Below are 26,154 nucleotides of genomic sequence, written 5' to 3'. Positions count from 1 at the left end.
CGTCCCGCGAGTGTTTCGCCCGCATTGGCGTCCGATCTCGCCACGGCGTTCTCCGGCACCAATGCCGTCACACAGGGTTTTGCCGATCTCGGTACTCTTGGCAGCGATGAATCCCTGCCCATCTGGGCGCAACGGATTCCCACTGGAACCAATACTTTCACTGTCGCCGCCGCAGAAGCCGGCATTGCGCCAACACCGTTCGTATCGGCGCCTGCCTTGACCACCTTGATGCCGGGCAGTGCGCTGGAATCGACACCAGACAACGAGACTGACACGGAAACTGTCGCGACAGATCCCGTGCCCAGTGCTGCGCCGGTTGAGCCGGTCCTCGCGACACCGCTCGATACCGTAGCTGCTGAGTTCGGCATGGGTGCCGGCCGGCGCGACTGGGACGCCGACGATTCGGTCGTGCGCGAAGCCAGCCGCGACGTTCAGAAAGTCATCGAAGTGCAGCGCGGCGACACGCTCTACGGCGTGCTCGTCGAAGCTGGCCTGTCCGAGACCGAAGCCAAAGATACCGTTGGCGCACTGGCGGATGTGTTCTCGCCGCGCAGCCTGAAGGCCGGCCAGGAAATCACGCTCAACATGACGACGGCAAGCGGTGCCGTCGTGACAACGCCACAACCGCAATTGGTCAGCCTCAGCCTGGAACCCTCGGTCGAGCGTGACGTTACCGTCAGCCGGGACGCAAAGGGTGCCCTGGTCGCCGAAGCCGTCGACAAGCCATTGACCGAGATGCGCGCACGCGCTGCCGGCGTCATCAATTTCAGTCTCTATGACGCGGCGATGAAAGCGGGGCTGCCAAGCTCCGTCATCGCGGATGTCATCAAGGCCTATTCCTACGACGTCGACTTCCAGCGCGACATCCAGCAGGGCGACAGCTTCGAAGTCGTTTATGAGCGCCTGGAAAATGCCGATGGCGAGCTCGCCCGCACCGGGCAGATGCTCTATGCAGCACTCACCACCAGCGGCGTCACGCGCCAGATCTACTGGTTCGAGCGGGACGGCGACGGACAATTCTACAATCCCAAGGGCGAAGCCGTCCGCAAGACGCTGTTGGCAACACCGATCGACGGCGCGCGCAYCACCTCAGGCTTCGGTGCCCGTACGCATCCGATTCTCGGCTACACCAAAGTCCACAAGGGCGTTGATTTCGGCGCACCGACCGGCACCCCGATCTTTGCCGCCGGCAACGGTGTCATCGTCGAAATAGGCCCCAAGGGCAGCTATGGCAATTACGTCCGCATCAAGCATAACGGCACCTATCAGACGGCCTATGCCCATACCAGCCGCTTCGCCAAGGGCCTGCACAAGGGTGACAAAGTCAAGCAGGGTCAGGTCATCGCCTATGTCGGTACGACCGGCCGTTCGACCGGGCCGCATCTCCATTTCGAAGTGCTGGTGGATGGCTCTCAGGTCAATCCGAAGACCGTGAAGTCGACTGGCAGCAGCAAGCTGGCCGGCAACGATTTGAAGGCGTTCAAGGCTGAAGTAGCCTCGATCGACGCCGATCGCCAGCGCATGCGCGGTGCCGTCGAGATTGCGGAACGGCCCGATGCCAGCGCGCCGGATTGCGGCGACCAGCAAGGCTGCGAGAACTAATCGACGCTTTCAAAGACGTCAAAAAAGGGCGGCAGGACATCAAGTCTTGCCGCCCTTTTTCATGTCTCACTTGGTCCTGATAAGCGGATCTGATCACGTGATCCGCCCATTCGATTGGACGCATCCCAGTTAAAACCTAGGATGGCCGCTCTTCCGCACATGAAGGGTGGTTCGATGCGCAACGCCGCACAATTGGTGGTTCTCTTCACACGTCGCCTCCACAATGCCGGCATGCTTGTCCTGGCTGTCGGCGTGCTGGCGTTGATTGCGCATCTGTCATCGCAGCCTTTGCTGATGGCCCCCTTTGCCCCCAGCATCCTGGTGATTCTGACGCAGCCGCGAAACCCGAGTGCGGCACCAAACGTCCTCATTGCAGCCTATGTCGTCGCTGCCGTCATTTCTGTTCTCTTGAAAGGCGCCTTGCCGCCCGCCTGGTGGAGTGTTGCCTTGACCACCGGCGGCGCCATGCTGGCGCTAGAGGCGCTCGACATCCTGCATCCGCCAGCGGTGGCCGTGCCGATTCTGGTGATGCTGGGGAATGGCGACTTCCCGCTGCCCGCCTTCACTGTCGGTGTCGTGGCCTTGGCGCTCATGGCCATGATCGGCCGCCGTCTGAAACACGCTGCCGCGACAACACCGGCATCTGTTGTCGGGTCGACTCCAGCGTTGGTACCGACACGCCAGAATGCCGCTTGAAATGGAAAAACAGGCGCCACCGCGCTGATCGAGCACGATGGCGCCCGCCTATTCGCCAAGCGCCCCATTCGTTGAGCGCCTTATCCTTTGAGCGTTATGCAGCAACCTTCGACAGCTTCGCACCGCCGATGGTCAGCCCATCCTTATCGGCCGAGACGTCGATCGTCTCGCCCGCCTTGAACTTGCCTTCCAAGATCAGCATCGCCAGCGGATTCTGCAACTCACGCTGAATGACCCGCTTCAACGGCCGCGCACCATAGACCGGATCGTAACCGGTCTCAGCCAGCCACTCCTTGGCCTTCTGGTCGAGCTTCAGCTCCAGCTTCCGCTCGGTGAGCAGGGCATCCAGGCGCTTCAACTGGATGTCGACGATGCCGGTCATGTTCTGCCGGTTGAGCCGGTGGAACAGAATCACTTCGTCCAGGCGGTTGAGGAATTCCGGACGGAAAGCCTGCCGGACGACGCCCATCACCTGGTCCCGCACCTTGTCCGAATCCTCATTCTCACCCAGCGACACGAGATATTCGCTGCCGAGATTCGAGGTCAGAATGATGATCGTGTTGCGGAAGTCGACGGTGCGGCCTTGTCCGTCGGTCAGCCTGCCGTCATCGAGCACCTGCAGCAGAATGTTGAAGACATCCGGATGCGCCTTCTCGACCTCGTCGAAGAGGATCACCTGATAAGGCCGGCGCCGCACCGCTTCGGTCAGGACCCCGCCTTCTTCATAGCCGACATAGCCCGGCGGCGCGCCGATGAGGCGTGATACGGCGTGCTTTTCCATGAACTCGGACATGTCGATGCGCACCATTGCCTGGTCGTCATCGAACAGGAAGCCGGCCAGAGCCTTGCACAGCTCCGTCTTGCCGACGCCGGTCGGCCCCAGCATCAGGAAGGAGCCGATCGGTCGGTTGGGATCTTGGAGGCCCGCCCGCGCCCGCCGCACGGCGTTGGAGACGGCCTTCACGGCTTCTGCCTGGCCAATGACGCGGCCGGAGATGACCTGCTCCATCTTCAGGAGCTTTTCCCGTTCGCCGGTCAGCATCTTATCAACCGGGATTCCAGTCCAGCGCGAGACAACGCCAGCAATGTCCTCCTCCTTGACCACCTCATTCAGCATGCGGTGCTCGGCAGCCTGTTCGGCCTCTGCAAGACGCCGCGTCAGATCCGGGATGACCGAATAGGTCAACTCGCCGGCGCGGGCGAAATTGCCGTTGCGCTGCGCCTGCTCAACCTCGATCTTGGCTTGATCGATGCGCTCCTTGAGACGCTGCGCGTCGTCGATCTTCTGCTTCTCCGCGCGCCACATCGCCGTGAGCGATCGGGATTTCGCCTCAAGCCCCTCTATTTCCTCGATGAGATGCTGCAGCCGCTCCTTGGATGCGGCATCCGTCTCTTTCTTCAGGGCTTCGCGCTCGACCTTCAGCTGAATGAGCTTGCGGTCGACCTCGTCGATCTCTTCCGGCTTCGATTCCACTTCCATGCGCAGGCGCGACGCCGCCTCATCGATCAAGTCGATCGCCTTGTCCGGCAGGAAACGGTCCGTGATATAGCGGTTGGAAAGGGTTGCAGCAGACACGATGGCCGCATCGGTGATGCGCACCCCGTGATGCATCTCATACTTTTCCTTGAGCCCGCGCAGGATCGAGATCGTGTCGGTGACCGAGGGTTCCGACACGAAGACCGGCTGGAACCGTCGCGCGAGGGCCGCATCCTTCTCGATATGCTTGCGGTATTCGTCGAGGGTTGTGGCACCCACACAATGCAATTCGCCACGCGCCAGGGCAGGCTTCAGCATGTTCGAGGCATCCATCGCCCCTTCGGCCTTGCCGGCACCGACCAGGGTATGGAGTTCGTCGATGAAAAGAATGATCTCGCCCGCCGCTGCCGAGATTTCCTGCAGCACCGATTTCAGCCGCTCTTCGAACTCGCCGCGATATTTGGCGCCTGCAATCAGGGCACCAAGATCCAAAGACATCAACTTGCGATTCTTGAGACCCTCCGGCACGTCGCCATTGGCGATTCGCACCGCCAAGCCCTCGATGATGGCCGTCTTGCCGACGCCAGGCTCACCGATCAGCACCGGATTGTTCTTGGTCCGGCGGGACAGAACCTGGATGGTGCGGCGAATCTCCTCGTCCCGGCCGATGACCGGGTCGAGCTTGCCTTCACGCGCCAATTGGGTGAAGTCGCGGGCATATTTCTTCAACGCCTCGTAACTGTCTTCAGCGCTGGCACTGTCGGCCTTGCGGCCCTTCCTGAGATCGTTGATGGCCTGGTTCAGCTTCTGCGGAACGAGCCCAGCTTCCTTCAACACCTTGCCGGCAGGTGTATCATTGGCCATGGCGAGGGCCAGCAGCAGGCGTTCCACGGTTACGAAGCCATCGCCGGCCTTCTGTGCCATTTCTTCGGCCTGACCCAGCATGCGCGCCAGTTCCGGCGCCATATAGACTTGGCCGGCGCCGCTACCTTCAATCCGCGGATGTTTGTCGAGTTCGCGTTCGACGCCGGACAAGGCCCGGGCCGGATCGGCACCGGCGGCACTCATCAGGTTGGCGGCCAGCCCTTCCTTGTCGTCGAGCAAGGTCTTCAGCAAATGCTCCGCCGTCAGGCGCTGATGGCCTGAGCGGAGTGCGAGGGTTTGCGCAGTCTGCAGGAACCCGCGCGACCGTTCGGTGAATTTTTCCAGATCCATAATATAGCCCTCTCTCGACCACGCCCGTCAGAGGCGCGCAGTCATGGATGCCGTTTAGGTGAGTTCTGGTGAAATCCTGTGCCGGAACTCCCCTGGTTTCAATACGGGAATATGGAAAAGGTTAACGGCAAAACAAGACCCGGAAAAGAAAAGGCCGGCGCAAAACATGCTCCGGCCTTCTTTTTTGAGAGATTTGCCCTGCGCCAGATTGTCGCCTGGCACGAGCCAACGCTTTTATTCGCTGCCATCCACCGTCGGCACGGCCGCCGTATCGGGCACAGAGGCTTCGCCATCACCTTCACCACCCGGACGCGGGCGGCGGGTCCGCAGGCGCCCGCGCGGGGCGCCACGCGGCGCACGGGCGCCCTCAGCAGGCGCCTCCGTCGCTGCCAGCGGCAGCAGATGCTCCGGATAGTCCGGCTGCTCGTCGCTGGCCGGGGGCGGTACCGGAATCGGCGCAGGCGTTGGGACGACCGCCACCGGTTCCCGATCAACGGGTTCCTGCATCGTCACGGCCGGCGCATTGGGCGTGCTATTACTGTTGGAGGAATTGCCATAAGAATTGGCATTACGGCCGCCGGGATTGTTGCCACGGCCGCGATTGCCGCGATGGGGCGCTGCCTGGGCATAGTCGCCGCCATTGCCACCATCATTGTCCTGGTCGTCCGATGCATTGCCGTTGCGTGACTGGTTATCGCCGGCATGCTGGTTGTTGTTGCTCCGGCGATTGTCGCCGCGGCCGCTATCGCCCCGATTGTTTTCGTTGCGGCTGTTTTCATTGCGGCCGCTGTCGCCCTGGCCATTTTCGCCTTGGCCGTTATCGACATGCGCATTGCCGGCATGCTGATTGCCGCCATGGGCATTGTTCTGGCCGCCGTTGAAACCGTCATTGCCGCGCGGATTGCCATTGCCCTGCTGGGGTGCCGAGCCGTTGCCGCTGTCGGACATGTTCGGCTGCGACGGTCCGCCGCTATAGAGCGCTGCAGAAAGACCCTGACTGACATTCTGCACATTGACGTCGGCCACGGAAATTTCGCGGCCACCAACGCGCGGCCGCTGACCGTCGTTCATCGTGGTGATGACGCGGTAATAGTGATCGGCATGTTGCAGGAAGTTTTCAGCAGCGACGCGGTCGCCGGCGACGCCGGCATCGCGGGCCAGCTGCAGGTACTTTTCCAGCACCTGATAGACATTGCCGCGCACCCTGGTATCGGATCCGCCGCCGTCAAAATTCTGGTTCTTGTTGGGCATGCCGCCACCATGCGGCTTGCGCGGGCCACGATTGCGGCCGCGCCGATTGTTGTTGTTATTCCCAGGTCTCATGCGTCGATCATTCGCTTCTGTTGCGGCTACGGCCAATCCGCTCGATCCCGTGGTCTGACGGCCACCGCGGACAATCCAAAACCGTCGCTGGTTGGACTGCCGATGGCAGGTTCAGACTCCCCGGCTTAAACTTGATGTGCGGAGGCCCAGTGGGGGGCGGTTTGGCCCTATGGCCATCACCCAATTACCTCGCCCCGATGCCGCGCAAACCGTATCTGCTTCGCCTCTGAATTCCAACAACTATTTTGTCTCAGCGGCGATCTCGCGATGACAATCAGGTGACTGGCCGGCAAAGGTTAATTGATTGATAAGATAGCAGTATTTATGGCACGCGGAACAGCAGGCAACGCTCGCGGTTACCAAGGTCCCGATTACTGCCGACATAGATGAGGCCAGCAGTTTGCATAAGCGCCCGCACCGACTCGCCCTGGCCGATACCGATCTCAAGTGCCGCCAAGCCATCCTTGGCCAGCAAGCGGCGGACGATCGGTGCCAGATCGCGATAGGCATTGAGCCCGTCTGCGCCGCCGTCCAATGCAAGATGTGGTTCGTGACGTACGACTTCAGGTTCTAGTCCGGCGATATCTGCGGTCGGAATATAAGGTGGGTTGCTGACGATGATGTCGAACGTCTGTGGATCGGCCGGTGTGAGTGCTGCATCCCAGGCGCCTTCGCGCAGCGTCGCGCGCTGCTCGAGCCGCAGCCCGGCGACATTGCGCTCGGTCACCGCCAGTGCGGCGGGGCTGATGTCGATGCCCCAGCCCTTCGCGTTCGGCAGTTCGTGGAGCAGCGTCAACAACAGGCAACCGGAACCGACGCCGAGGTCCAGAATGCGTACAGGGGCCTGACGGTCAAACACTTCGTCCAGCACGGCTTCGATGAGCGCCTCGCTGTCCGGTCGCGGGTCGAGCACGTCGCTGGTCACGGCAAAGGGCAACGACCAGAATTCGCGCCGGCCCAGAACATGCGACACTGGTTCACGATCGGCGCGCCTTGCGAGCAGCGCGCGATAGGCCTCGGCCGCTGCCGCCTCCACGCTTCGCTCCGGAAAGCCGATCATGATCGCCGGCGGCAATTGCGCCGCGACACCCAGCAGCAACCTCGCCTCACCTGCCGGTGATTCGATGCCGGCCTTGCGCAAGGCGGTCATGCCCTCGCTCAGCAGATCGGCGATGCGCAGGCTGCCTGTCACTCGACCTCAGCCAGCTTCTCGGCCTGATCATGGGAGATCAGCGCCTCGATAATGTCGTCCAGCGCCTCACCTTCGATGATCTTGTCGAGCTTATAGAGGGTAAGATTGATCCGGTGATCGGTGCACCGGCCTTGCGGAAAATTATAGGTGCGGATGCGTTCTGACCGGTCGCCGGAGCCGACCTGGCTCTTGCGGTCGGCGGACCGGGCAGCATCGAGCTTCGAGCGTTCCAGATCGTAGAGCCGGGCGCGCAGGACCTTGAGCGCCTTGGCCTTGTTCTTGTGCTGCGACTTTTCATCCTGCTGCTGCACGACAAGACCGGTCGGCAAATGGGTAATGCGGACAGCGCTGTCCGTGGTGTTGACCGACTGGCCGCCGGGACCGCTGGAGCGGAACACGTCGATGCGCAGATCCTTGTCATCGATCTTGATGTCGACATCCTCGGCTTCCGGGAGAACGGCGACGGTCGCGGCCGACGTATGAATGCGGCCGGAGGCTTCGGTTTCCGGCACGCGCTGAACGCGGTGGGCGCCCGATTCGAACTTCAGGCGTTCGAACACATTGCGCCCGGTGATGTTCGCGGTGGCGTCACGGTAGCCACCCAGGCCCGTCTCGCTGATATCCATGGGTTCGAAGCGCCAGCCTTTCAACGCCGCATAGCGCGCATACATGCGAAACAGCGTGGCTGCGAACAGGGCCGCCTCTTCACCGCCGGTGCCCGCGCGCACTTCGAGAATGGCATTGCGCGCATCGGCTTCGTCCTTGGGCAGGAGAGCCACCTTGACCTGCTGTTCCAGGGCCGGCAGACGGCGCTTCAATTCGCCGAGTTCATCCTCCGCCAACGCCTTCATCTCGGCATCGGCCTGCGGGTCAGCCACCATGGCGGTGAGATCGTCGATCTCGCGGTCCGTCTTCTGCAGATCTGTGATCGCTTCGACGATGGGGCCGAGATCGGAATATTCCTTGGAGAGGCGCGCAAATTCTTGCGCATCCTTCTGCCCGCCGGCAGCGAGCAGGGACGAAAGTTCTTCGTGGCGCTTGACGACGCGGCCAAGTTTATCGCGGAACGACATGGGTTACTCTTGCTTGCGGTCAAGCCCGAACAGACGGCGCGCCGCCTCGTCGAGCGATTTTTCCGGCTGCCCCTGCTTCAGGGCTGTGATGGGGCGGTGCAGCAGGCGATTGACCAGGCGGCGCGTGACCTCAGCCGCATCCATCTGCGGATTTTCCGCGAGGATCGCCAGGCGTTCAGCCTCGAAATGCGACCGCAGATCAGCCACCATGTCCGTGGCGCCACGCTCTTCCTGCGCCCGCTGAAACTGGGCCAAATCTTCATCGACAATGGCATAGGCCGCCTGCATCGCTTTCGCGCGCTCCTTGCGACCCGACATGGCAAGGCGTTCGAGATCGTCGAAGCCATAGCGGAACGCATCGTCGATCGCATCGATCGCCGGATCGATGTCGCCAGGGATGGCAAGATCGAGGAGGAGCATCGGCCGGCGGCGGCGCTTCTTGAGGGCGGCCGCGATCATCGGTGCCGTCACGACGTAGCTGAGGCTATCAAGAGCCGCGACCAGGATATCGGCATCCGCCAGCGCCTGTTCCAGACCATCGAAGGCCGCGGCATGCGCCTGGCGGCGTGTTGCCAGTTCGCGTGCCCGGGACAAGCTCGGGTGCACGACCGACCAGCGCTTGATGCCGGCTTCGCTCAGATGATCGGCAACCAGATCGCCAAGATCGCCATCGCCCAGCAACAGCGCCCCGGCCTTGTCGAGCTTGCCATGCACCTGGCGGCTGAGCTTCACGACACAGGCTGCCATCGACACGGATTGCGCGGCGATATCGGTATCGCTGCGCACGCGCTTGGCCGTTGCAAGTGCCGCCTGCAGGATCGCATCCAGCGTCGAGCCGGACATGCCGGTGCGGCCGGCGAGGCGATAGGCTTCCTTGACCTGTCCCAGGACCTGCGGCTCGCCGATCACCTGGCTTTCCAGCGAGGCCGCCACGGCAAACGCATAGCGCAAGGCCGCGCCGTCGCTGAGATAATGGAGCTGCGGTGCCACTTCTGGAACCGAGCCGCCGGCAGCTTCGGCAATGAGCGTCGTGATGTCAGCCGCGGCCCGCGTGTCGTCGGTGACGGCCGCCCACACTTCGCAACGATCGCAGGTCGCAAGAACCATCGCCTGGTCGAGCCCCATCTCGCGGCAGCGCGACAGCAGGTGAAGGGCATCGGATTCGTCGCCCTGCAACCGGTCGCGCAGCAGCAACGGCGCCCGCTTGTGTTCGGCACCGACGACCAGGAATGTGCGCGGCGCTATCCCAAGCGGATCACCGATAGGCGGCAAGCGCCGCCTCTAAATCGTCAAGACGAACGGTTTTCTGCTCGCCACTGTCGAGCAGTTTCAACGAAGCCTCACCGCGGGCAAGTTCATCATCACCCAGGATCAAGGCAGCTACGGCATCGATCTTGTTGGCGCGCTTCATGCGCTTGCCCATATTGCCCGAATAGCCGAGATCGATGATGAAATCTTGTCGCCGCAATTGGCCGGCAAGGGCCGTTGCCTTGCGCTCGGCAGCATCGCCCAGCGGCACGATCGCGATCGGACGCGGGGCGCGCGGCGTTTCGGCAAGCAGCATGGCACAGCGTTCGACGCCGCTCGCCCAGCCGACGCCCGGTGTTTCCGGCCCACCCATCATGCCAACGAGGCCGTCGTAGCGGCCACCGGCCAGCACGGTCTTCTGTGCCCCGAGATCGGGACAGGTGATCTCAAAGCAGGTGTGGCAATAATAATCGAGACCACGCACCAGGCGTGGGTTGATGCGATAGGCAATGCCCAAAGCTTCCAGGCCCTGTTTTACCTCGTCGAAGAAGGCCTTCGCCGCGTCGGTCAGATAGTCGGTATAGATCGGTGCATTGGCAACGATCCTCTGGTCGCCCTCGTCCTTGCTGTCCAGCACGCGCAGCGGATTTTTCTCCAGCCGCTCCAGGCTTTCCTTGGACAGCTGGTCGCGATAGCCGTTGAGATAGCTGACCAGGACCTGGCGATAGGCCTGCCGGCTGGCGGCATCACCCAGCGTGTTGAGCTCCAGCTCGCAGCGGTCCCAGGCACCGATACGACGCAGGAATTCGACACCGATGGCAATCACCTCGACATCGCCGGCTGGTTCCTTGATGCCGAGCAGTTCGACACCGGTCTGGTGGAACTGGCGCATGCGGCCCTTTTGCGGCCGCTCGTAGCGGAACATCGGGCCGACATAAAAATACTTCAGCGGCAGATGCTGCGTGAGGCCGCCGGAAATGAGGGCGCGGGCAACACTCGCTGTCCCTTCGGGACGCAGCGTGATCGTCTCGCCGCCCTTGTCGGTGAAGGTATACATCTCCTTGGTGACGACGTCGGAGGTGTCGCCCAAGGTGCGCTTGAACACTTCGGTGAATTCGAAGATCGGCGTTGCCACTTCATGATAGCCAAAACACAGGGCGGCACGACACGCCGTATCGGCGACACGGCGAAAGCGACGCATGTCGTCTGGCAACAGATCATGGGTGCCGCGAACCGGCTGCAAACCTGACATCGTTGAGTTCCCCGGGTATTCTTTGCTTAGGGATTGTCTTCGGCGGACTGCTATTCGGCCGCTTCGGCCTTGGCAGCTTCGATCGCCGCGGCCTTCTGCTCGATGAGCTCGGCCATATGCTCGACGATGTCCTGATCCTTCAACCGATGATGCTGGTTGCCGGCCAGATAGACCATATGCGTGTTGTTGCCGCCGCCGGTGAAACCGATATCGGTTTCACGCGCTTCGCCGGGGCCATTGACCACACAGCCGATGATGCTGACCGACATCGGCGTCGTGATGTGGGCAACGCGCTTTTCCAGCGCTTCCACAGTCTTGATGACGTCGAAATTCTGCCGCGCGCAAGACGGGCAGGAAATGATGTTGACGCCGCGATGGCGCAAATTGAGCGACTTCAGCAGATCGAAGCCGACCTTCACCTCTTCGACCGGATCGGCCGAGAGCGAGACACGTACCGTATCGCCGATGCCGGCCCACAGCAGGGAGCCAAGGCCGATCGCCGACTTCACCGTGCCGATGCGCAAGCCGCCAGCTTCGGTGATACCGATATGAAGCGGATAGTCGCAGGCGTCCGCCAGGCCCTGATAGGCCGCAACCGCCAGGAACACATCCGACGCTTTCACACTGATCTTGAACTCGCGGAAGTCATGATCTTCCAGGATACGGGCGTGGTTGAGGCCGCTTTCGACCATGGCCTCTGGGCACGGCTCGCCATAACGCTCGAGCAGTTCGCGTTCGAGCGAGCCGGCATTGACCCCGATCCGCATCGAGCAGCCATGATCCTTGGCGGCCTTCACGACTTCGCGCACACGGTCGGCGCTGCCGATATTGCCCGGATTGATGCGCAGGCACGCAGCACCCGCTTCCGCCGCTTCGATGCCGCGCTTGTAGTGGAAATGGATGTCCGCGACGATTGGCACCGTGACCTGGCGGACGATGTCCTTCAGCGCCTTGGTCGAATCCTCGTCGGGGCACGAGACGCGCACGATGTCCGCACCCGCCGCCGCCGCCGCGTTGATCTGATCGACCGTTCCCGCCACATCGGTGGTGAGGGTGTTGGTCATTGTCTGCACGCTGATCGGGGCGTCGCCACCGACCAGGACGTTACCGACGCGAATCTGGCGGGATTTGCGGCGCTGGATATCGCGATAGGGCCGAACGCTCATGGGTTTCTTCGCTCACAACTGGCTAAGGGGCGGCTATTGGGTCAAGCGCCACTACCGGCCCCGCTCTCTCAAGGTTTGCCGGGCTTTCCTGGCGGCGTATTTCGTTCAGAACATGCGCTGCCTGGGGCAAAAGATCAAGCCCCGGCCGCTCGCCTGCCGCGATCTGTCACACAGGAATAATGTGCCAGTTCAGAGGGTTATTGACCAGCCGACTATTGGCCCCCGAGGGAGACCGGGTCGAGTTTGACGCCGCGCTTCACGACACCGACCGACCCCAGGCTGGGGCGGGCCTTCCCATCGAGCTCGATCACGACGCCACCGGCATTGCCGGTATTCATGGTCAACCCGGCCTGGTCCGGCACGGCAAAGGTTTCGCCCGCACGCAGGATGCGCTGCAGGACAACCTCTTCCTTGGCATCGAAAATCTCGACCCAGGAATCCTTGGTGGCGCGCAAGACGATGCGCTTGCCGGGTGTCGCCACCGGTGCCGCGGCGACCTGCGCCGCCGGCAATTCAGCATCGGCCGTCGCTTCGGCCTGCGGATCAGCAGGCACCGTCTGGGCCTGGGTACCGGCCTGGTCGAGCGGCTGCGGTTCCGGTGTTGCGTCCGCGGCTTCCTCTTCCACTGCAGGCTGGTCAGCCGCCGGTGCCGCCGGCACGGCAGCCGGAACCTCGGCCGTGGTCGAACCGGTCGCGGCAGGCGTCGCCGGCTGTTCAACAGCACCGGCAATAGCCGCCGTCGCGGGGGCAAGCGCCGGCGCCGGAACTGGTGCCTGCGAAGCCTGGGCGCTCGCCGGTGTCGACCCACTATTGTCGCCAGCATTGTCAGGCGCCGCTGGTTGCGTCGCGGCACCTGATTGCCCGCTGCTTTCCTCGACCGGCGCCGCGGTTCCTTCCGGAGCATCGCCGCTGGTCTGTTTCTTCATGAATTCAGGCACTTGATCGATCAGATCGATCCCGGTGCCACCGGGCTGCGAGGCGAAATACCAGCCGCCATAAAGGGCGCCAGCCACCAGCAGACAGACCACCAGGACGATACCACCCGGGAAATGCTTGTGTTCGACCTGGTCGACCGGCCAGATCAGCTGGTTCTGGCGCGACCGCCGGGCCAGTTCGTCCCGGTAATCGCCGACGATGCTGTTGCCATCAAGGCCCAGATAATCGGCATAGGCGCGCACAAAGCCCACGGCATAGGCAGTCCCCGGCAGGTCCTGCAGGCGCCCGTCTTCGATCGCATTGATATAGACGGCGCGGATCCGGAGTTGCCGGGCGACGGTGGTTACGTCCCGGCCTAGCTCTTCACGGCGGCGGCGCAACAGGGCGGCAACGCCATCCTCATTGCGATCATCAATAAACTCGTTCGGTTCGACCCCGAACATTCCCACTTTTCGACTGGCCATAAAGCGATCCTGGTTACCGCCATCAACACCGTGGCCGATGCAAAAGGCCACGCCGAGTCAACTAGTTATATATCTTCGTCGATCCTTAATCGCAATCGCCTTTAACGCTTGCGGCGCCATCAGATCGCCCGAAACACACACTGAGGTACGATTGCACCCGCCGGACCCCCAATCGAACCCTTATCTGAAGGCTCAAAGGGCTACCCCGTGATCGCGGGCGAAAGCGCGCAAGGAGCTGCGCATGTCCTGCCCGCGTTGCGAACCCAGGGCCGCCACATAGGCCTCCAACTGCCCCAGATCGAGGCTGCGGACCATGGCGCGGAGTGGACCGATGGCCGGCGGCGCCATGGAAAATGACCTGAGGCCAAGTGCCAGCAGCGCCATCGCATCGATGGGATCACCCGCCATCTCACCACACAGGCCGACCGGCTTGCTGCGTCGTTTGCCAGCCTGGATGATGGCGCCGATCAGCCGCAAGAAGGCCGGCGAGAGCGTGTCGTAACGACCCTGCAATTGCGTGTTGCCGCGATCGGCTGCAAACACGAACTGCGCCAGATCGTTGCTGCCGATGGAGAGGAAGTCGACACGGTCCAGCACCTCTTCCATCTGCCAATAGAGTGCGGGCACTTCGAACATGGCGCCGACGCGGACCGATGTCGGCAGTTCGCTGCCCTTCTCTTCCGCACGTTGCAATTCGAGATCGAGGATTTCCTTCGCATCGTCGAATTCTTCGACCTGCGCCACCATCGGAAACATGACGTGAAGGGCACGACCGGCAGCGGCCAGGATCATCGCGCGCAATTGCTGGCGCAGCATGGCGGGCCGGTCGAGGGAGATGCGCAGCGCCCGCCAGCCCATGGCCGGATTTTCTTCGGCATCGCGGTGCCAATAGGGCAGCACCTTGTCCGAGCCGATGTCGAGCGTGCGGAAGATCACCGGCTTGCCTTCAGCACCATCCATCACACGGCGATAGACGTCATGCTGCCGCGCGACGTCAGGAAAGGTGTGCGCCACCATGAAGGTGACTTCGGTGCGATAGAGGCCGATGCCGCTGGCGCCGGTCGCCGCCAGCTGTGGGACATCGATCAGCAGGCCGGCATTCATCATCAGATTGATATCGACGCCATCCTTGGTAATGGCCGGCAGGTCGCGATTGGCAGCGTAACTGATCTGGCGCGCCTGCAGCGCGTTCATGCTGATGGCAAAGGCCTGCAGGATATCTTCCGATGGGCGCAGGAAAATCTGCTCGTTCTCGCCATCGAGCACCAGCGAATCACCGGCCTGGACCTTGGTCATCAGGCCCGTGCAATGTCCGAGCAGCGGAATGTCGAGCGCGCGCGCCACGATGGCGACATGCGAACTCGCCGTGCCCTCCTCCAGCACCACGCCCTTCAGGCGGCGGCGATCGTAATCAAGGAGTTCCGCTGGCCCCATGTTGCGCGCAACCAGGATAGCATTCTCCGGCAGCTCACGCGCTTCAGGCAATTCCTGGATGCCGAGCAGATGGCGCAGCAAACGATTGTTGAGATCGTCGAGATCAGAGAGGCGCTCGCGCAGATAAGGATCCTGAATGTCGCGCATGCGGGCGCGCATATCGTTCTGGACCTTCTGCACGGCAGCTTCCGCGGTCAAGCCCGTTTCAATGGCCTCGATGATGCGGTTGGCCCAGCCACGGTCTTCCGCCAGCATGCGATAGGTTTCGAGCACTTCGCGATGCTCGCCGGCATTGCCTTCATGCTCGGTCAGCAATTCATCGAGCGCCAGTTTCATCGAACTGAAGGCATCGTCGAGCCGGTCGATCTCGCGCAACGGGTCTTCAGCAACCAATTGCGTCAGCGTGATGTCGGGCTGGTGCAGCACTGCGGTGCCCAGCGCCAGGCCGGGGGCCAGCGCCAGCGCTTCAAGACGCTCCGGCAGAACACCGATGCCCGTGACCGGCGACAATTCCTCGCGCCCGACCAGCTCGCCGCCAGCGACCAGTTCCGCCACCACCATGGCGACAGTCTCAAGTGTCTCGACCTCTTCCTCGGTATAATGCCGCCGGGTCTTGTTCTGAACGACAAGAACGCCCAGCACACGCCCGGAGCGAAGCACCGGAACGCCCATGAAGGATTGATAGAGCTCTTCACCAGTTTCCGGGCGATAGGCGAATTGCGGATGGTGCTGCGCGTCGGCCAGGGCCAGCGGCCGCGCGTGGCTGGCAATGTCACCCACCAGGCCTTCGCCGACCCGCAGGCGCGTCAAATGCACGGCTTCTGCTTTGAGCCCTTCGGTCGCGAACAGTTCCAGGACTTCACCGGCGCGGAGCACATAGGCCGAGCAGACTTCGGCCACCATGGCGCCGGCGATGGTGCGCACGACCTCGTCCAGCCGGCGCTGCGCCGGCAGGTTGCGCGCCATCGTCGTCCGGATGCGTTTCAGCAACAGCCGAGCGCCCGTCAGATCACCACCGGGGCCACCCTGCTGGCTCATCGGGTCATCCCTGCTGCGTAAGAGGTCTGTCGGCCGGCGCCTGAGCCTGCGCCGACGGGTGACGCCGGTCGCCCAAGGCCGCCAGGGCACCATCGATGAAGTCGCGGATGATCTCGGCAGTGGGCTCTTCTTTCGTCACCATGCCGACCGACTGGCCGGCCATGACCGACCCGGTCTCGACATCGCCGTCGATCACCGCGCGCCGCAGCGCACCGGCCCAGAAATGCTCAATCTCCAGCTGCGCCGCCTTCTGGTCGAGCTCGCCGGCATTGAACCGGTCGATGACCTGACGCTGCATCTCCATGAACTTGCGCGTACCGTCATTGGCGAGCGCGCGCACTGGAATAACCGGAAACCTGGGATCGATCTGAGTCGAAGGAATCGCATCGCGCGCATTGCCGCGCAGGAAGGCGCGCTTGAAATTGGGGTGCGCGATGGATTCCGTGGCGCAGACGAACCGCGTGCCAAGCTGCACGCCCGATGCGCCCATCTCGAGATAGCCCAGCATCGCCTGGCCGCGGCCGATGCCGCCCGCCACGAAGACCGGGACATCGGTGATGACCGGCAGAATTTCCTGCGCCAGCACGCTGGTCGAGACCGGACCGATATGGCCGCCCGCTTCCATGCCTTCAATGACGATGGCATCGCAGCCGGATTTGACCAGCTTCTTGGCGATCGCCACGGCCGGGGCAAAGCACACCGCCTTGGCGCCGCCTTCCTTGATGCGCTTCAAGGCGCCGCCCGGCGGCAGGCCGCCGGCCAGCACGATGTGCGACATTTTGAGATCGAGACAGACATCGATCAGCTGATCGAGCTGCGGATGAAGCGTGATGAGGTTGACGCCGAAAGGCGCATCGGTCATCCCGCGCGTTGCCTTCAGCTCCGCTTCCAGGATGTGCGGTGGCATCGAGCCCGACGCAATGACGCCGAACCCACCGGCATTGGAGATGGCGGAGACCAGATGGCGTTCCGAGACCCAGGTCATCGCGCCACCCATGATGGCATAGCGCGTGCCGAGGAACTCGCGGCCACGCTGCCACAGCTCATCGAGGTGAGCAGACGCGTGGGCACGGTCCATGTGGAAACTCCTGCGTTAGGTAACGTTACTCGGCCGTCGTTTAATCAGCATCGAGACCATAGGCCGTGTGCAAGGCGCGCACAGCCAGTTCAGTATATTCTTCAGCCACCAGGACGCTGATCTTGATCTCGGAGGTCGAGATCACCTGGATATTGATGCCCTTCTCGGCCAAGGCCTTGAACATGCGCTGGGCGATACCGGCATGAGAGCGCATGCCGACGCCGATCACCGAGACCTTCACGACATTCTTGTCGGAGATCAGTTCCTTGTAGCTCAGCGTGTTACGGCTGCCTTCCAGCACCTGCTTGGCGCGGTCGAAATCGCCCTTCGAGACGGTGAAGGTCATGTCGGTGGTCTGGCCGTCCTCGGAAATGTTCTGGACGATCATGTCGACATTGATGTTGGCATCGGTCAGCGGGCCGAAAATGCCGGCCGCGATACCCGGTTTGTCGGCCACGCGGATGAGCGTGATCTTCGCCTCGTCCCGGCTATAGGCGATACCGCTTACCAATTCTTTTTCCATGATCTCTTCCTCATCCACCACCATCGTGCCGGGCTTGTCCTCGAAACTGGAGAGAACCTGGAGCCGCACGCGATGCTTCATCGCCATCTCAACCGATCGGGTCTGCAGGACCTTGGCGCCCAATGACGCCATCTCCAGCATTTCCTCATAGGTAATCTTATCGAGCTTTTGCGCCTTGGCGACGATTCGCGGGTCGGTCGTATAGACGCCGTCGACATCCGTGAAAATATCGCAACGGTCGGCATTGATCGCCGCCGCCAGCGCCACAGCCGACGTGTCCGACCCGCCACGGCCCAGTGTCGTCACCCGGTTGTCGGAACCGACACCCTGGAAGCCCGCGAACACCGGCACCTGGCCCTGGGCAAAGCGCTTCTCCAGATCTTCATTGGCGATCGAGACGATGCGCGCCTTGCCATGGGCATCATCCGTCGCGATCGGCACCTGCCAGCCGAGCCAGGAGCGCGCATTGACGCCAAGCTCCTGCAGCGCAATCGCGGTGAGGCCGCTGGTCACCTGCTCGCCCGATGCCACAACGACGTCGTATTCCCGCGCATCATGCAGCGGCGCCAGTTCCTTGCACCAATCGACCAGCTGGTTGGTGACCCCGGACATGGCGGAAACCACCACGGCCACGTCATTGCCAGCGTCGACTTCGCGTTTTACGCGCAAAGCAACGGCTTTAATACGCTCGATATTGGCGACCGAGGTGCCGCCGAATTTCATCACGATCCGGGCCTTCTTGGACCCAATCTGCCGGACTGCTGCGTTCATCGGGAATTGCCCCTAAACCTTCGAATAACCGGTAAAATACGACATCACCCGCTAAACCTGGGCCTGTGAAATAGAGGCGGGTGAAATCTTGTTTTACCGGGCGCGCGTATCCATACTTAACCGGGACGGCAGACGCAAGCGTTCCGGCCCGATTCTCGGCCTGTTTTTCAATCGTTTGAAGGGTTTTTCTCATGGTCCCCGGACCGGCTAGCAGCGGCGCGCTCAAAACCACCATCGACCGGTCGGAGATCGAGAAGTTCGCCGCCATGGCGGAAGCATGGTGGGATCCTGCGGGCAAATTCCGGCCGCTGCACCGGCTCAATCCGGTGCGGGTGAGTTTCATTCGCGACCGAGTTTCGGCCCATTTCGGCCGCAACACCGACGATCCGGCCCCCCTCGCCGGCCTCACCCTGATCGACATCGGCAGTGGCGGCGGCCTGCTGACCGAGCCCATGGCGCGACTCGGCGCCGAGGCTACAGGGGTGGATGCGACACCGCGAAACGTCGAGGTCGCCCGCCTCCATGCCGAGCAAGGCGACGTGAAGGCCACCTATCTCAACTGCGCCGCCGAGGATCTGGTGGCCCAGGGACAGCAGTTTGACGTCGTGCTGGCCATGGAAATCATCGAGCATGTGGCCGATGTCGACGCCTTCCTGGAAGCCTGCGGCCGCCTCCTCAAGCCAGGCGGGATCATGTTCATCGCCACCATGTCGCGCACGATCAAGAGCTATGCCGTGGCCATTATTGGCGCCGAATATGTCATGCGCTGGCTGCCCAAGGGCACCCATGAATGGAACCGCTTTATCCGCCCCTCGGAAATGGCCCGCGGCCTGCGCCGTCATGGCTTAGGGATCGCCGAACTGACCGGCGTCTCCTACAGCCCCTTCAAAGACACCTTCCATCTCAGCCGCGATCTCGACGTCAATTACATGGCCGTCGTCAAACCCCAGTAGCTGTCTCGCCCACGGCGCTCTCAAACCTGCGTGACCGGCCATGACGCCGCATTGCGCCCCACAAGGCGCAGCGTTATTTCTGACGGAGCCTCGCCCCCCGAGTCGGGTGGCGCCACAGGATCTCGTTAATATTCGACGGGAACCAAGGCGGGCACCCCGGGTTAAGGCCGGGCTTCATTGAGATTGTTCGCCCGGTAGCGGCGAGAACGGGAGATATAAGATGAGCTTCTTGCGGAAATTGACGGCTTTGACCGCGTTCGCCGTAAGTTTGATGGTCAGTCAAATCGTTCCCAGCCAAGCGCTGACGCCACAACAGGAGCTGATCGACAAGGCCCGCATCTCCTTCGAAAAGCTGATCGGCTCCTATGAATTCGGCGAGCTGCCGGGATACCTCAAGCGCGCCAAGGCGGTCATGATCTTCCCGGACCTCTTCAAGGCCGGCTTCGTCATCGGCGGCGAAGGCGGCAACGGCGTCCTCATGGTGCGCGATCCAGGCAAGGGTTGGAGCCAACCGGCTTTCTATACATTGGCAGCCGGCTCGGTCGGCCTGCAGGTCGGCGGCCAGACGTCCGAGACCATCTTCACCATCATGAGCGACAAGGCCCTGCAATCGGTCCTCAATGACCAGATGAAGTTTGGCGGCGACATGTCGGTGGCGGCAGGCCCGGTCGGCAAGGGTGTGGGTGCCAACACGACGACCAATCTTGAGGCCGACGTCTACACCTTCTCCAAGACTGCGGGCCTCTTCGGTGGCGTGAGTTTCAACGGCGCCGGCATCCTGCGCAAGAACGATTGGAACGCCGCCTATTACGGTCCGGGCGTCCTGCCGCAGCAGATCGTCATCGACCGCAAGGTCTCCAATCCGAACACCAAGGATCTGGTGAACGCCCTGTCACCTTATTGATCCTTGGCTCATGCGATAATGACAAGCGGCCGGGACAACATCCCGGCCGTTTTCATATGCGAACCGCGCCGTCAGCTGCGCTGCGCGCCGGGCGCATCGAGGCAGCGCTGAACGAAGACAAGATCGAGCCAGCGCCCGAATTTGTGACCGACCTCGCGAAAATGGCCGGCAGGTGTGAAACCCAGTTTCTCATGAAAGCGCCGTGATCCCGCGTTCTCGGCATCAATGCCACCGACCATGACATGCTTGCCCTGCGCCAACGCCAGCGGGAACAATGCCTCCACCAACTGACGGCCGATACCATGGCCGCGCCGGTCCCCACGTACATGAACGGAATGTTCGACCGTGTAGCGATAGCCCGGCCAAGAACCGCGCCAATCGCCGAAAGAGGCGAAGCCGATGACCTCGTTATTGTCGATCGCGACGAGGACCGGATAGCCCAGGGCCTTTCGGCCGTCGAACCAGGTGCGCCGCTCATCCAGACCTACAGGCTCCAAGGCATAGACCGCCGTCGAATGTGCGATCACATCATTGTAGATCGCCAGAATATCAGCGAGGTCGGTCTCGGTTGCCGCGCGTATGAGCATGTCTCTCTCCTTGCCATCAACCCCATCATCCTATAAAGTAGACAAATGTCAACTATAGTAGACGATGGCATCGAACAACTGGCGGATTGCATCCGCAGTGAACGCGAAGCGCGCGGCTGGTCGCTGGCGCAAATGGCCGAGCGCTCAGGCGTTTCGAAAGCGATGTTGAGCAAGATCGAGCGCGCGGAGGCCAGCCCCACCGCCTCCCTGCTCGGACGCATTTCAGGGGCGCTGGGCCTCACTTTGTCGACCCTTCTCCAGCGCGCTGAGGGCAACAAAAGCGGTCTGGTGAAAGTAGCCGATCAGCCTGTGTGGCAAGATCCGGCGACGCATTACACGCGCCGGCAGGTGTTCGCCTCGGCGGATCTCCCGCTTGAGCTCACCGATGTCGAATTGCCGCCAGGTGCGTCCGTGACCTTTCCCGCGTCATCATTTGCCTTCGTGCGACAGGTGATCTGGATGCTGGACGGCCATCTCAGTTTCACCGAAGGCAGCAAGGTCCATGACCTCAGCACCGGCGACTGCCTGCATCTCGGCCCGCCCAGCGACTGCACTTTCGAAAATACCGGCCGCAAACCATGCCGCTATCTCGTCGCCTTGTTGCGGCGTTGATGAACTACGGCACCGGCCCCCACCCCAACCCTCCCCCTGAAGGGAGAGGGGGTTGGAGCGCAGTATTCATTGCGAACTTGGTCAGAAAGCCCTCTCCCTTCAGGGGGAAGGTTGGGTGGGGGCGCAACACGCTCGACCCATCAATCAAATAGCTAATAACGTCCCGATGCGACGCGTGCAAAGGCATCAAGCTTCAGCCAAATCCAGCCAATGGGCCACTGCCCTATTGAGTCTGCAGAGCTGCGGTCAGAAAACTCGCCAAGAATCGCAGTGCCACGGTCAGTGCTGAAACGGCGGTGGCAAGTGCCGCGCGCGAGTTCAGGATTTGTGTGCGGTTGATCGAGACGATAATGCGGTTGATGTCGTGGGCATCCAGCACCTCGTTGTGCTTCACCCGGCGTAATTTGTGGCGGCTGGCAAGATACCAAAGCCACGCGGCGTAAAGCGCCGTGCCGATCGCCAGGACATCCAGGACCGCGATCAATGCGCCTCGGCCCAGTTGAGGGCAGTCCCCGCATCGGCGATCAAAGGCACGGAGATCTGGCGGGCCGGCAGATGCGCCTGCTCCATGATCTGGCGCGCAACGCGGGACGATTCTTCGGCCTCGGCCACCGGCACTTCGAACAGCAATTCGTCATGCACCTGGAGGAGCATGCGGCCCTTGAGGCCGGCAGCCGCGAAGGCTCCCGGCATGCGGATCATCGCGCGCTTGATAATGTCGGCTGCGGTCCCTTGGAGCGGCGCATTGATGGCGGCACGTTCCATGAAACTCTTCCTGGCCGGGTTCTTGTCGTTGATGCCCGGCACATGGCAGCGCCGGCCGAACAGGGTTTCGACATAGCCCTTCTCATGGGCGAATTTCTTCATCCGGTCCATATAGTCGCGGATGCCGGGATAGCGTTTGAAATAGGCCTCGATATAGGCCTTGGCCTCGCTTTGCGGAATGCTGAGCTGCTGCGCCAGGCCGAAAGCCGAAATACCGTAGATGATGCCGAAATTGATCGCCTTCGCCTGCCGGCGCACCATCGGGTCCATGCCTTCGATGGGGACGCCGAAGACCTGGCTTGCAGTCATCGCATGAATGTCGGCGCCTTCGCGGAAAGCCTGTTTCAACGGTTCGATGTTGGCCATCTCGGCAGCCAAGCGCAGTTCGATCTGGCTATAGTCGACCGAAAGCAGGATGTGTCCCGCTTCCGCCACGAAAGCGCGGCGGATCTTGCGACCTTCTTCGGTGCGAATGGGAATGTTCTGCAGATTGGGATCGGTTGAGGCGAGGCGTCCGGTGGAGGTCGCCGCCAGTGCGAACGAGGTATGGACACGGCCGGTTTCCGGATTGATGGCAAGCGGCAACGCATCGGTATAAGTGCTTTTGAGCTTGGAAAGCTGGCGCCAGTCGAGCACCTTCTGCGGCAGCGGATGACCGGAGGTCAGGGCCAGTTCATCCAGCACATCGGCGCCGGTCGAATAGGCGCCGGTCTTGCCCTTCTTGCCGCCCGGCAGCTTCAGTTGGTCGAACAGGATCTCGCCCAATTGCTTGGGTGAGCCGACATTGAATTCGGTCCCGGCGATGGTATGGATCTCGCGCTCGATCTCGCCCATGCGCTTGGCGAAATCCTGGCTGAGGCGGCTGAGTTCGGCCGCGTCGATCTTGACGCCGGCGCGTTCCATCTCGGCCACGATCGGAATGAGCGGCCGTTCGATGGTTTCATAGATCGTGTTGAGGCGTTCCGCCACCAGGCGCGGCTTCAGCAATTGATGGAGGCGCCAGGTGACGTCGRCATCTTCCGCCGCATAGGCCAATGCCTTGTCGAGCGGCACATGATCGAAGGTGACTTGCGCCTTGCCGCTGCCAGCGACGTCGTTGAATTTGATCGTGCTGTGGCCGAGATGAAGTTCGGAAAGCTCGTCCATGCCATGGCCGTGGGCACCGCCTTCCAGCACATAGGAAATCAGCATGGAATCGTCGATCGGCGCCACCTTGATCCCGTAGCGCGCCATCACCGCCATGTCATATTTGATGTTGTGCCCGATCTTGAGCACTGACGGATCTTCCAGCAGCGGCTTCAGCAGCGCAATGGCACGATCGATGGGAATCTGGCGCGGCGCTTCGGCACCGCCACCCAGCAGATCACCGGTCGTGCCCACATGACCCACAGGCACATAGCAGGCAAGGCCGGCTTCGGTGGCCAAGGACATGCCGACCAGCTTTGCTTCATTGACGTTGAGCGAGGTGGTTTCGATGTCGAAGGCAAGCTCGCCCGTCTTTGTGGCGCGCGCGATCCAAGCCTGAAGAGCGGCTTCGTCCTGCACCAGTTCATAGCCGCTGCCGATCTTGGCAGCTGGCGCTGGCGCCGGATTTGCCGACCCGAGCGCTGTGGCGTCCGCAGCAGAAGCAGGCGTGGGCAAACCCGCCGCGCGCGCCGATTTGATACCAGCTTCCGTCAGACGCGAATGCACCTTGGAAGCCAGCGCGCGGAATTCATTCACCTGCAGGAAGGCCATCGCCGTCGGCCCATCGATTGCGCGCTTGCCGAACTCAGAGAGCGGCACCTCGACCGGCACATCGCGTTTCAAGGTCACCAAATCGCGGCTGATGCGCGCAAGATCGGCATTGTTGACCAGGTTTTCGCGACGCTTGGGCTGCTTGATCTCGCCGGCCTTGGCCAGCAGCGTGTCGAGATCGCCATAGGTCGTGATCAGTTCCGCCGCCGTCTTGATGCCGATGCCGGGCACGCCAGGGACATTGTCCGAGGAATCGCCGGCCAGGGCCTGGATATCGATCACCTTTTCCGGCCCCACGCCGAATTTTTCCACCACTTCCTGATGGCCGATCCGGCGGTTCTTCATCGGATCAAAGAGCGAGATGCGGTCGCTCACCAGCTGCATCAGATCCTTGTCCGACGAAACGATGGTGACGTTCGAACCCATCGCCGCCGCCTGCGTGGCATAGGTGGCCAGCAAATCGTCGGCTTCAAAGCCCTTCATCTCGATCGCTGGCACATTGAAGGCGCGTGTCGCTTCGCGGATGAGGGCGAATTGTGGAATGAGCTCCGGCGGTGCTTCCGGCCGGTGCGCCTTATAGTCGGGATAGATGTCGTTGCGGAACGTGCGGCGCCCGGCATCGAAGATGACGGCGATATATTCGGCGTCCGAATCCTCGATGAGCTTCAGGAGCATATTGGTGAAGCCGAGCACGGCATTGACAGGCGTGCCATCGCTGCGGCTGAGCGGCGGCAATCCGTGGAATGCCCGGAAGATATAGCCCGACCCGTCGATGAGATAGACGTGGTCCGGTTTCTTGGAATCAGCCTTCGCGGAATCTGGGGACATCAGGGTGCCAGTCGCTCAATGGGACCGCTCAATGTGCGCCGGCGGACGCGCCTTCCTTGAGAACGAAATGCTTGCCGCAATAGGGGCAATCGACATGGCCATCCTTTCCCAGGTTGAGAAACACCCTGGGATGACCGGACGGGTCGCCACCACCATCACAGGCAATGCGGGTTTTGGTGACGATTTCGGTTTCGATCGGTTCCATTTGGCTACTCGGCTCGACGTTGACGCTTCACATGTCTCAATGATAGGCAGGCGGGATAGGCGAAGCAACCGCCGATCCCTCATATTTGGTCGCAAATCCCATCATGGCCCCCAACAATAGTGTTTCTTTGCCGGAGCTTGCCGTCTCGATCAAGGGATTGGTGAAGATTTATGCCGGCAGCAATGGTCAAAAGACCCCGAAACTGGCCCTCGACCATGTCGATCTGGCGATTCCACGGGGCAGGATTTTCGGCCTGCTGGGGCCTAATGGCGCCGGAAAATCGACCCTCATCAATATTCTGGCGCAGCTGGTCCGCAAGACGGAAGGCCACGTAAAGGTCTGGGATATCGACCTCGATGCTGACCCGCGCCATGCCGCCGCGGCCATCGGCGTGGTGCCGCAGGAGCTCAACATCGACCCGTTCTTCACCCCGCGCGATCTCCTGGATTTGCAGGCCGGCATGTATGGCGTGCCCAAGGCCGAGCGCCGCACCATGGAATTGCTGGAGGCGCTCTCGCTCGGTGACAAGGCAAATTCCTATGCACGGACGCTGTCAGGTGGCATGCGCCGGCGCCTGATGGTGGCCAAGGCCATGGTCCATAATCCGCCCGTCCTGGTGCTCGACGAGCCCACGGCCGGCGTCGATGTCGAACTCCGCCAGCAGCTCTGGGCCTATGTGCGGGAGCTGAACAAGGCCGGCGTCACCGTCCTGCTCACCACCCATTATCTTGAGGAAGCCGAGGAGCTTTGTGACCAGATCGCCATCATCAACCATGGCAAGGTGATCGCCTGCGAGCCGACCTCAACCCTGGTCAGCCGCCTCGACCGCAAGGAAGTGGTTATCACGGTTGGCGCGGATTTGACCGAGGCACCTGCAGCGCTTGCCAATTTCGATCCCGTCCTCGCTGGGCCGCGGCGCCTGAAGCTCCATTACCGGCCGAGCCAGACCAAAGTCGGTGCCGTGCTGGATGCCATCCGCGCGACACATCTTGAAATCGTCGATCTCTCGACGGTCGAAACCGATCTCGAAGATATTTTCCTCGAGCTGACGCGCCGTCAGCCACAATCGGCTTGA

21 protein-coding genes (1 of these 21 cut by a window edge) are annotated in these 26,154 nt (G+C 62.0%); 6 read left to right on the top strand and 15 right to left on the bottom strand.

Annotation, left to right across the window (positions count from 1 at the left end; translation table 11 throughout):
- Together AC1DWZ_RS10830 and AC1DWZ_RS10825 are read left to right on the top strand one after the other, a co-directional pair.
- Nucleotides 1-1,602 carry the 3' portion of a peptidoglycan DD-metalloendopeptidase family protein gene (locus tag AC1DWZ_RS10830; protein ID WP_477168900.1) on the top strand. It extends 114 nt beyond the left edge of the window, so the window shows 1,602 of its 1,716 coding nt (coding positions 115-1,716); the start codon falls outside the window, past its left edge; its stop codon occupies nucleotides 1,600-1,602.
- 174 nt (nucleotides 1,603-1,776) lie between these two features.
- Nucleotides 1,777-2,298 carry an HPP family protein gene (locus AC1DWZ_RS10825; protein ID WP_477168899.1) on the top strand — a complete coding sequence of 174 codons (522 nt, stop codon included), beginning with the start codon at nucleotides 1,777-1,779 and terminating at the stop codon, nucleotides 2,296-2,298.
- Between the two features lie 94 nt (nucleotides 2,299-2,392).
- On the opposite strand, the gene clpB is transcribed toward AC1DWZ_RS10825, so the two are convergent.
- The 11 genes from clpB to AC1DWZ_RS10770 form a co-directional block, all read right to left on the bottom strand.
- A complete protein-coding gene (gene clpB / locus AC1DWZ_RS10820; protein ID WP_477168898.1) occupies nucleotides 2,393-4,990 on the bottom strand; it encodes an ATP-dependent chaperone ClpB in 2,598 nt (865 codons plus the stop codon).
- Nucleotides 4,991-5,224: 234 nt separating this feature from the next.
- Nucleotides 5,225-6,313: a DUF4167 domain-containing protein gene (locus AC1DWZ_RS10815; protein ID WP_477168897.1), complete on the bottom strand. Its 1,089-nt coding sequence runs from the start codon at nucleotides 6,311-6,313 to the stop codon at nucleotides 5,225-5,227.
- Nucleotides 6,314-6,635: 322 nt separating this feature from the next.
- Nucleotides 6,636-7,505, bottom strand: coding sequence for a peptide chain release factor N(5)-glutamine methyltransferase (prmC, locus tag AC1DWZ_RS10810; RefSeq protein ID WP_477168896.1), 870 nt, complete (start codon nucleotides 7,503-7,505; stop codon nucleotides 6,636-6,638).
- Nucleotides 7,502-8,578, bottom strand: a complete 1,077-nt coding sequence (gene prfA / locus AC1DWZ_RS10805) for a peptide chain release factor 1 (protein WP_477168895.1) — start codon at nucleotides 8,576-8,578, stop codon at nucleotides 7,502-7,504. The genes prmC and prfA overlap by 4 nt, the downstream gene beginning before the upstream one ends.
- A gap of 3 nt (nucleotides 8,579-8,581) precedes the next feature.
- Entirely contained in the window at nucleotides 8,582-9,850 is a 1,269-nt protein-coding gene (hemA, locus tag AC1DWZ_RS10800) for a glutamyl-tRNA reductase (protein ID WP_477168894.1), read from the bottom strand.
- The gene (gene hisS / locus AC1DWZ_RS10795) at nucleotides 9,834-11,078 is read right to left on the bottom strand and encodes a histidine--tRNA ligase (RefSeq protein WP_477168893.1); all 1,245 of its coding nucleotides are present in this window, start codon (nucleotides 11,076-11,078) and stop codon (nucleotides 9,834-9,836) included. Before hisS ends, hemA begins: the two co-directional genes overlap by 17 nt.
- 50 nt (nucleotides 11,079-11,128) lie before the next feature.
- Nucleotides 11,129-12,244, bottom strand: a complete 1,116-nt coding sequence (gene ispG / locus AC1DWZ_RS10790) for a flavodoxin-dependent (E)-4-hydroxy-3-methylbut-2-enyl-diphosphate synthase (RefSeq protein ID WP_477168892.1) — start codon at nucleotides 12,242-12,244, stop codon at nucleotides 11,129-11,131.
- Between the two features lie 212 nt (nucleotides 12,245-12,456).
- Nucleotides 12,457-13,644, bottom strand: a complete 1,188-nt coding sequence (locus AC1DWZ_RS10785) for a RodZ domain-containing protein (RefSeq protein WP_477168891.1) — start codon at nucleotides 13,642-13,644, stop codon at nucleotides 12,457-12,459.
- Nucleotides 13,645-13,836: 192 nt separating this feature from the next.
- The gene (gene ptsP, locus AC1DWZ_RS10780) at nucleotides 13,837-16,116 is read right to left on the bottom strand and encodes a phosphoenolpyruvate--protein phosphotransferase (RefSeq protein WP_477168890.1); all 2,280 of its coding nucleotides are present in this window, start codon (nucleotides 16,114-16,116) and stop codon (nucleotides 13,837-13,839) included.
- A gap of 4 nt (nucleotides 16,117-16,120) precedes the next feature.
- Nucleotides 16,121-17,194 (bottom strand): NAD(P)H-dependent flavin oxidoreductase, encoded by a 1,074-nt coding sequence (locus tag AC1DWZ_RS10775; protein ID WP_477168889.1) that lies wholly within the window; start codon nucleotides 17,192-17,194, stop codon nucleotides 16,121-16,123.
- A 40-nt stretch (nucleotides 17,195-17,234) separates the two neighbouring features.
- Nucleotides 17,235-18,488, bottom strand: a complete 1,254-nt coding sequence (locus AC1DWZ_RS10770; RefSeq protein ID WP_477168888.1) for an aspartate kinase — start codon at nucleotides 18,486-18,488, stop codon at nucleotides 17,235-17,237.
- A 191-nt stretch (nucleotides 18,489-18,679) separates the two neighbouring features.
- On the opposite strand from AC1DWZ_RS10770, the gene ubiG reads away from it, so the two are divergent.
- A complete protein-coding gene (ubiG, locus tag AC1DWZ_RS10765) occupies nucleotides 18,680-19,441 on the top strand; it encodes a bifunctional 2-polyprenyl-6-hydroxyphenol methylase/3-demethylubiquinol 3-O-methyltransferase UbiG (RefSeq protein WP_477168887.1) in 762 nt (253 codons plus the stop codon).
- A 220-nt stretch (nucleotides 19,442-19,661) separates the two neighbouring features.
- Entirely contained in the window at nucleotides 19,662-20,345 is a 684-nt protein-coding gene (locus AC1DWZ_RS10760; RefSeq protein WP_477168886.1) for a lipid-binding SYLF domain-containing protein, read from the top strand.
- A 71-nt stretch (nucleotides 20,346-20,416) separates the two neighbouring features.
- Here the strand turns inward: AC1DWZ_RS10760 and AC1DWZ_RS10755 are convergent, their stop codons facing one another.
- Entirely contained in the window at nucleotides 20,417-20,932 is a 516-nt protein-coding gene (locus AC1DWZ_RS10755; protein WP_477168885.1) for an N-acetyltransferase family protein, read from the bottom strand.
- 45 nt (nucleotides 20,933-20,977) lie between these two features.
- Here AC1DWZ_RS10755 and AC1DWZ_RS10750 point away from each other — a divergent pair, with 45 nt between their 5' ends.
- Nucleotides 20,978-21,544 (top strand): helix-turn-helix domain-containing protein, encoded by a 567-nt coding sequence (locus tag AC1DWZ_RS10750; RefSeq protein ID WP_477168884.1) that lies wholly within the window; start codon nucleotides 20,978-20,980, stop codon nucleotides 21,542-21,544.
- A 223-nt stretch (nucleotides 21,545-21,767) separates the two neighbouring features.
- On the opposite strand, the gene AC1DWZ_RS10745 is transcribed toward AC1DWZ_RS10750, so the two are convergent.
- Genes AC1DWZ_RS10745 through AC1DWZ_RS10735 form a run of 3 tightly spaced genes read right to left on the bottom strand, consistent with a single transcriptional unit; the run spans nucleotide 21,768 to nucleotide 25,079 of the window.
- Nucleotides 21,768-22,028, bottom strand: a complete 261-nt coding sequence (locus AC1DWZ_RS10745) for a hypothetical protein (protein WP_477168883.1) — start codon at nucleotides 22,026-22,028, stop codon at nucleotides 21,768-21,770.
- Complete coding sequence (gene polA / locus AC1DWZ_RS10740; protein ID WP_477168882.1) at nucleotides 22,025-24,874, bottom strand: DNA polymerase I; 2,850 nt, start codon at nucleotides 24,872-24,874, stop codon at nucleotides 22,025-22,027. Before polA ends, AC1DWZ_RS10745 begins: the two co-directional genes overlap by 4 nt.
- A 28-nt stretch (nucleotides 24,875-24,902) precedes the next feature.
- Nucleotides 24,903-25,079, bottom strand: coding sequence for a zinc-finger domain-containing protein (locus tag AC1DWZ_RS10735; protein WP_477168881.1), 177 nt, complete (start codon nucleotides 25,077-25,079; stop codon nucleotides 24,903-24,905).
- 103 nt (nucleotides 25,080-25,182) lie between these two features.
- On the opposite strand from AC1DWZ_RS10735, the gene AC1DWZ_RS10730 reads away from it, so the two are divergent.
- Nucleotides 25,183-26,154 carry an ABC transporter ATP-binding protein gene (locus tag AC1DWZ_RS10730; RefSeq protein WP_477168880.1) on the top strand — a complete coding sequence of 324 codons (972 nt, stop codon included), beginning with the start codon at nucleotides 25,183-25,185 and terminating at the stop codon, nucleotides 26,152-26,154.

This window comes from Dongia sp. P2_B8 (genome assembly GCF_056404715.1).
The sequence above is the reverse complement of the archived record's forward strand: the minus strand, read 5'-3'. Positions and strand labels throughout refer to the sequence as shown.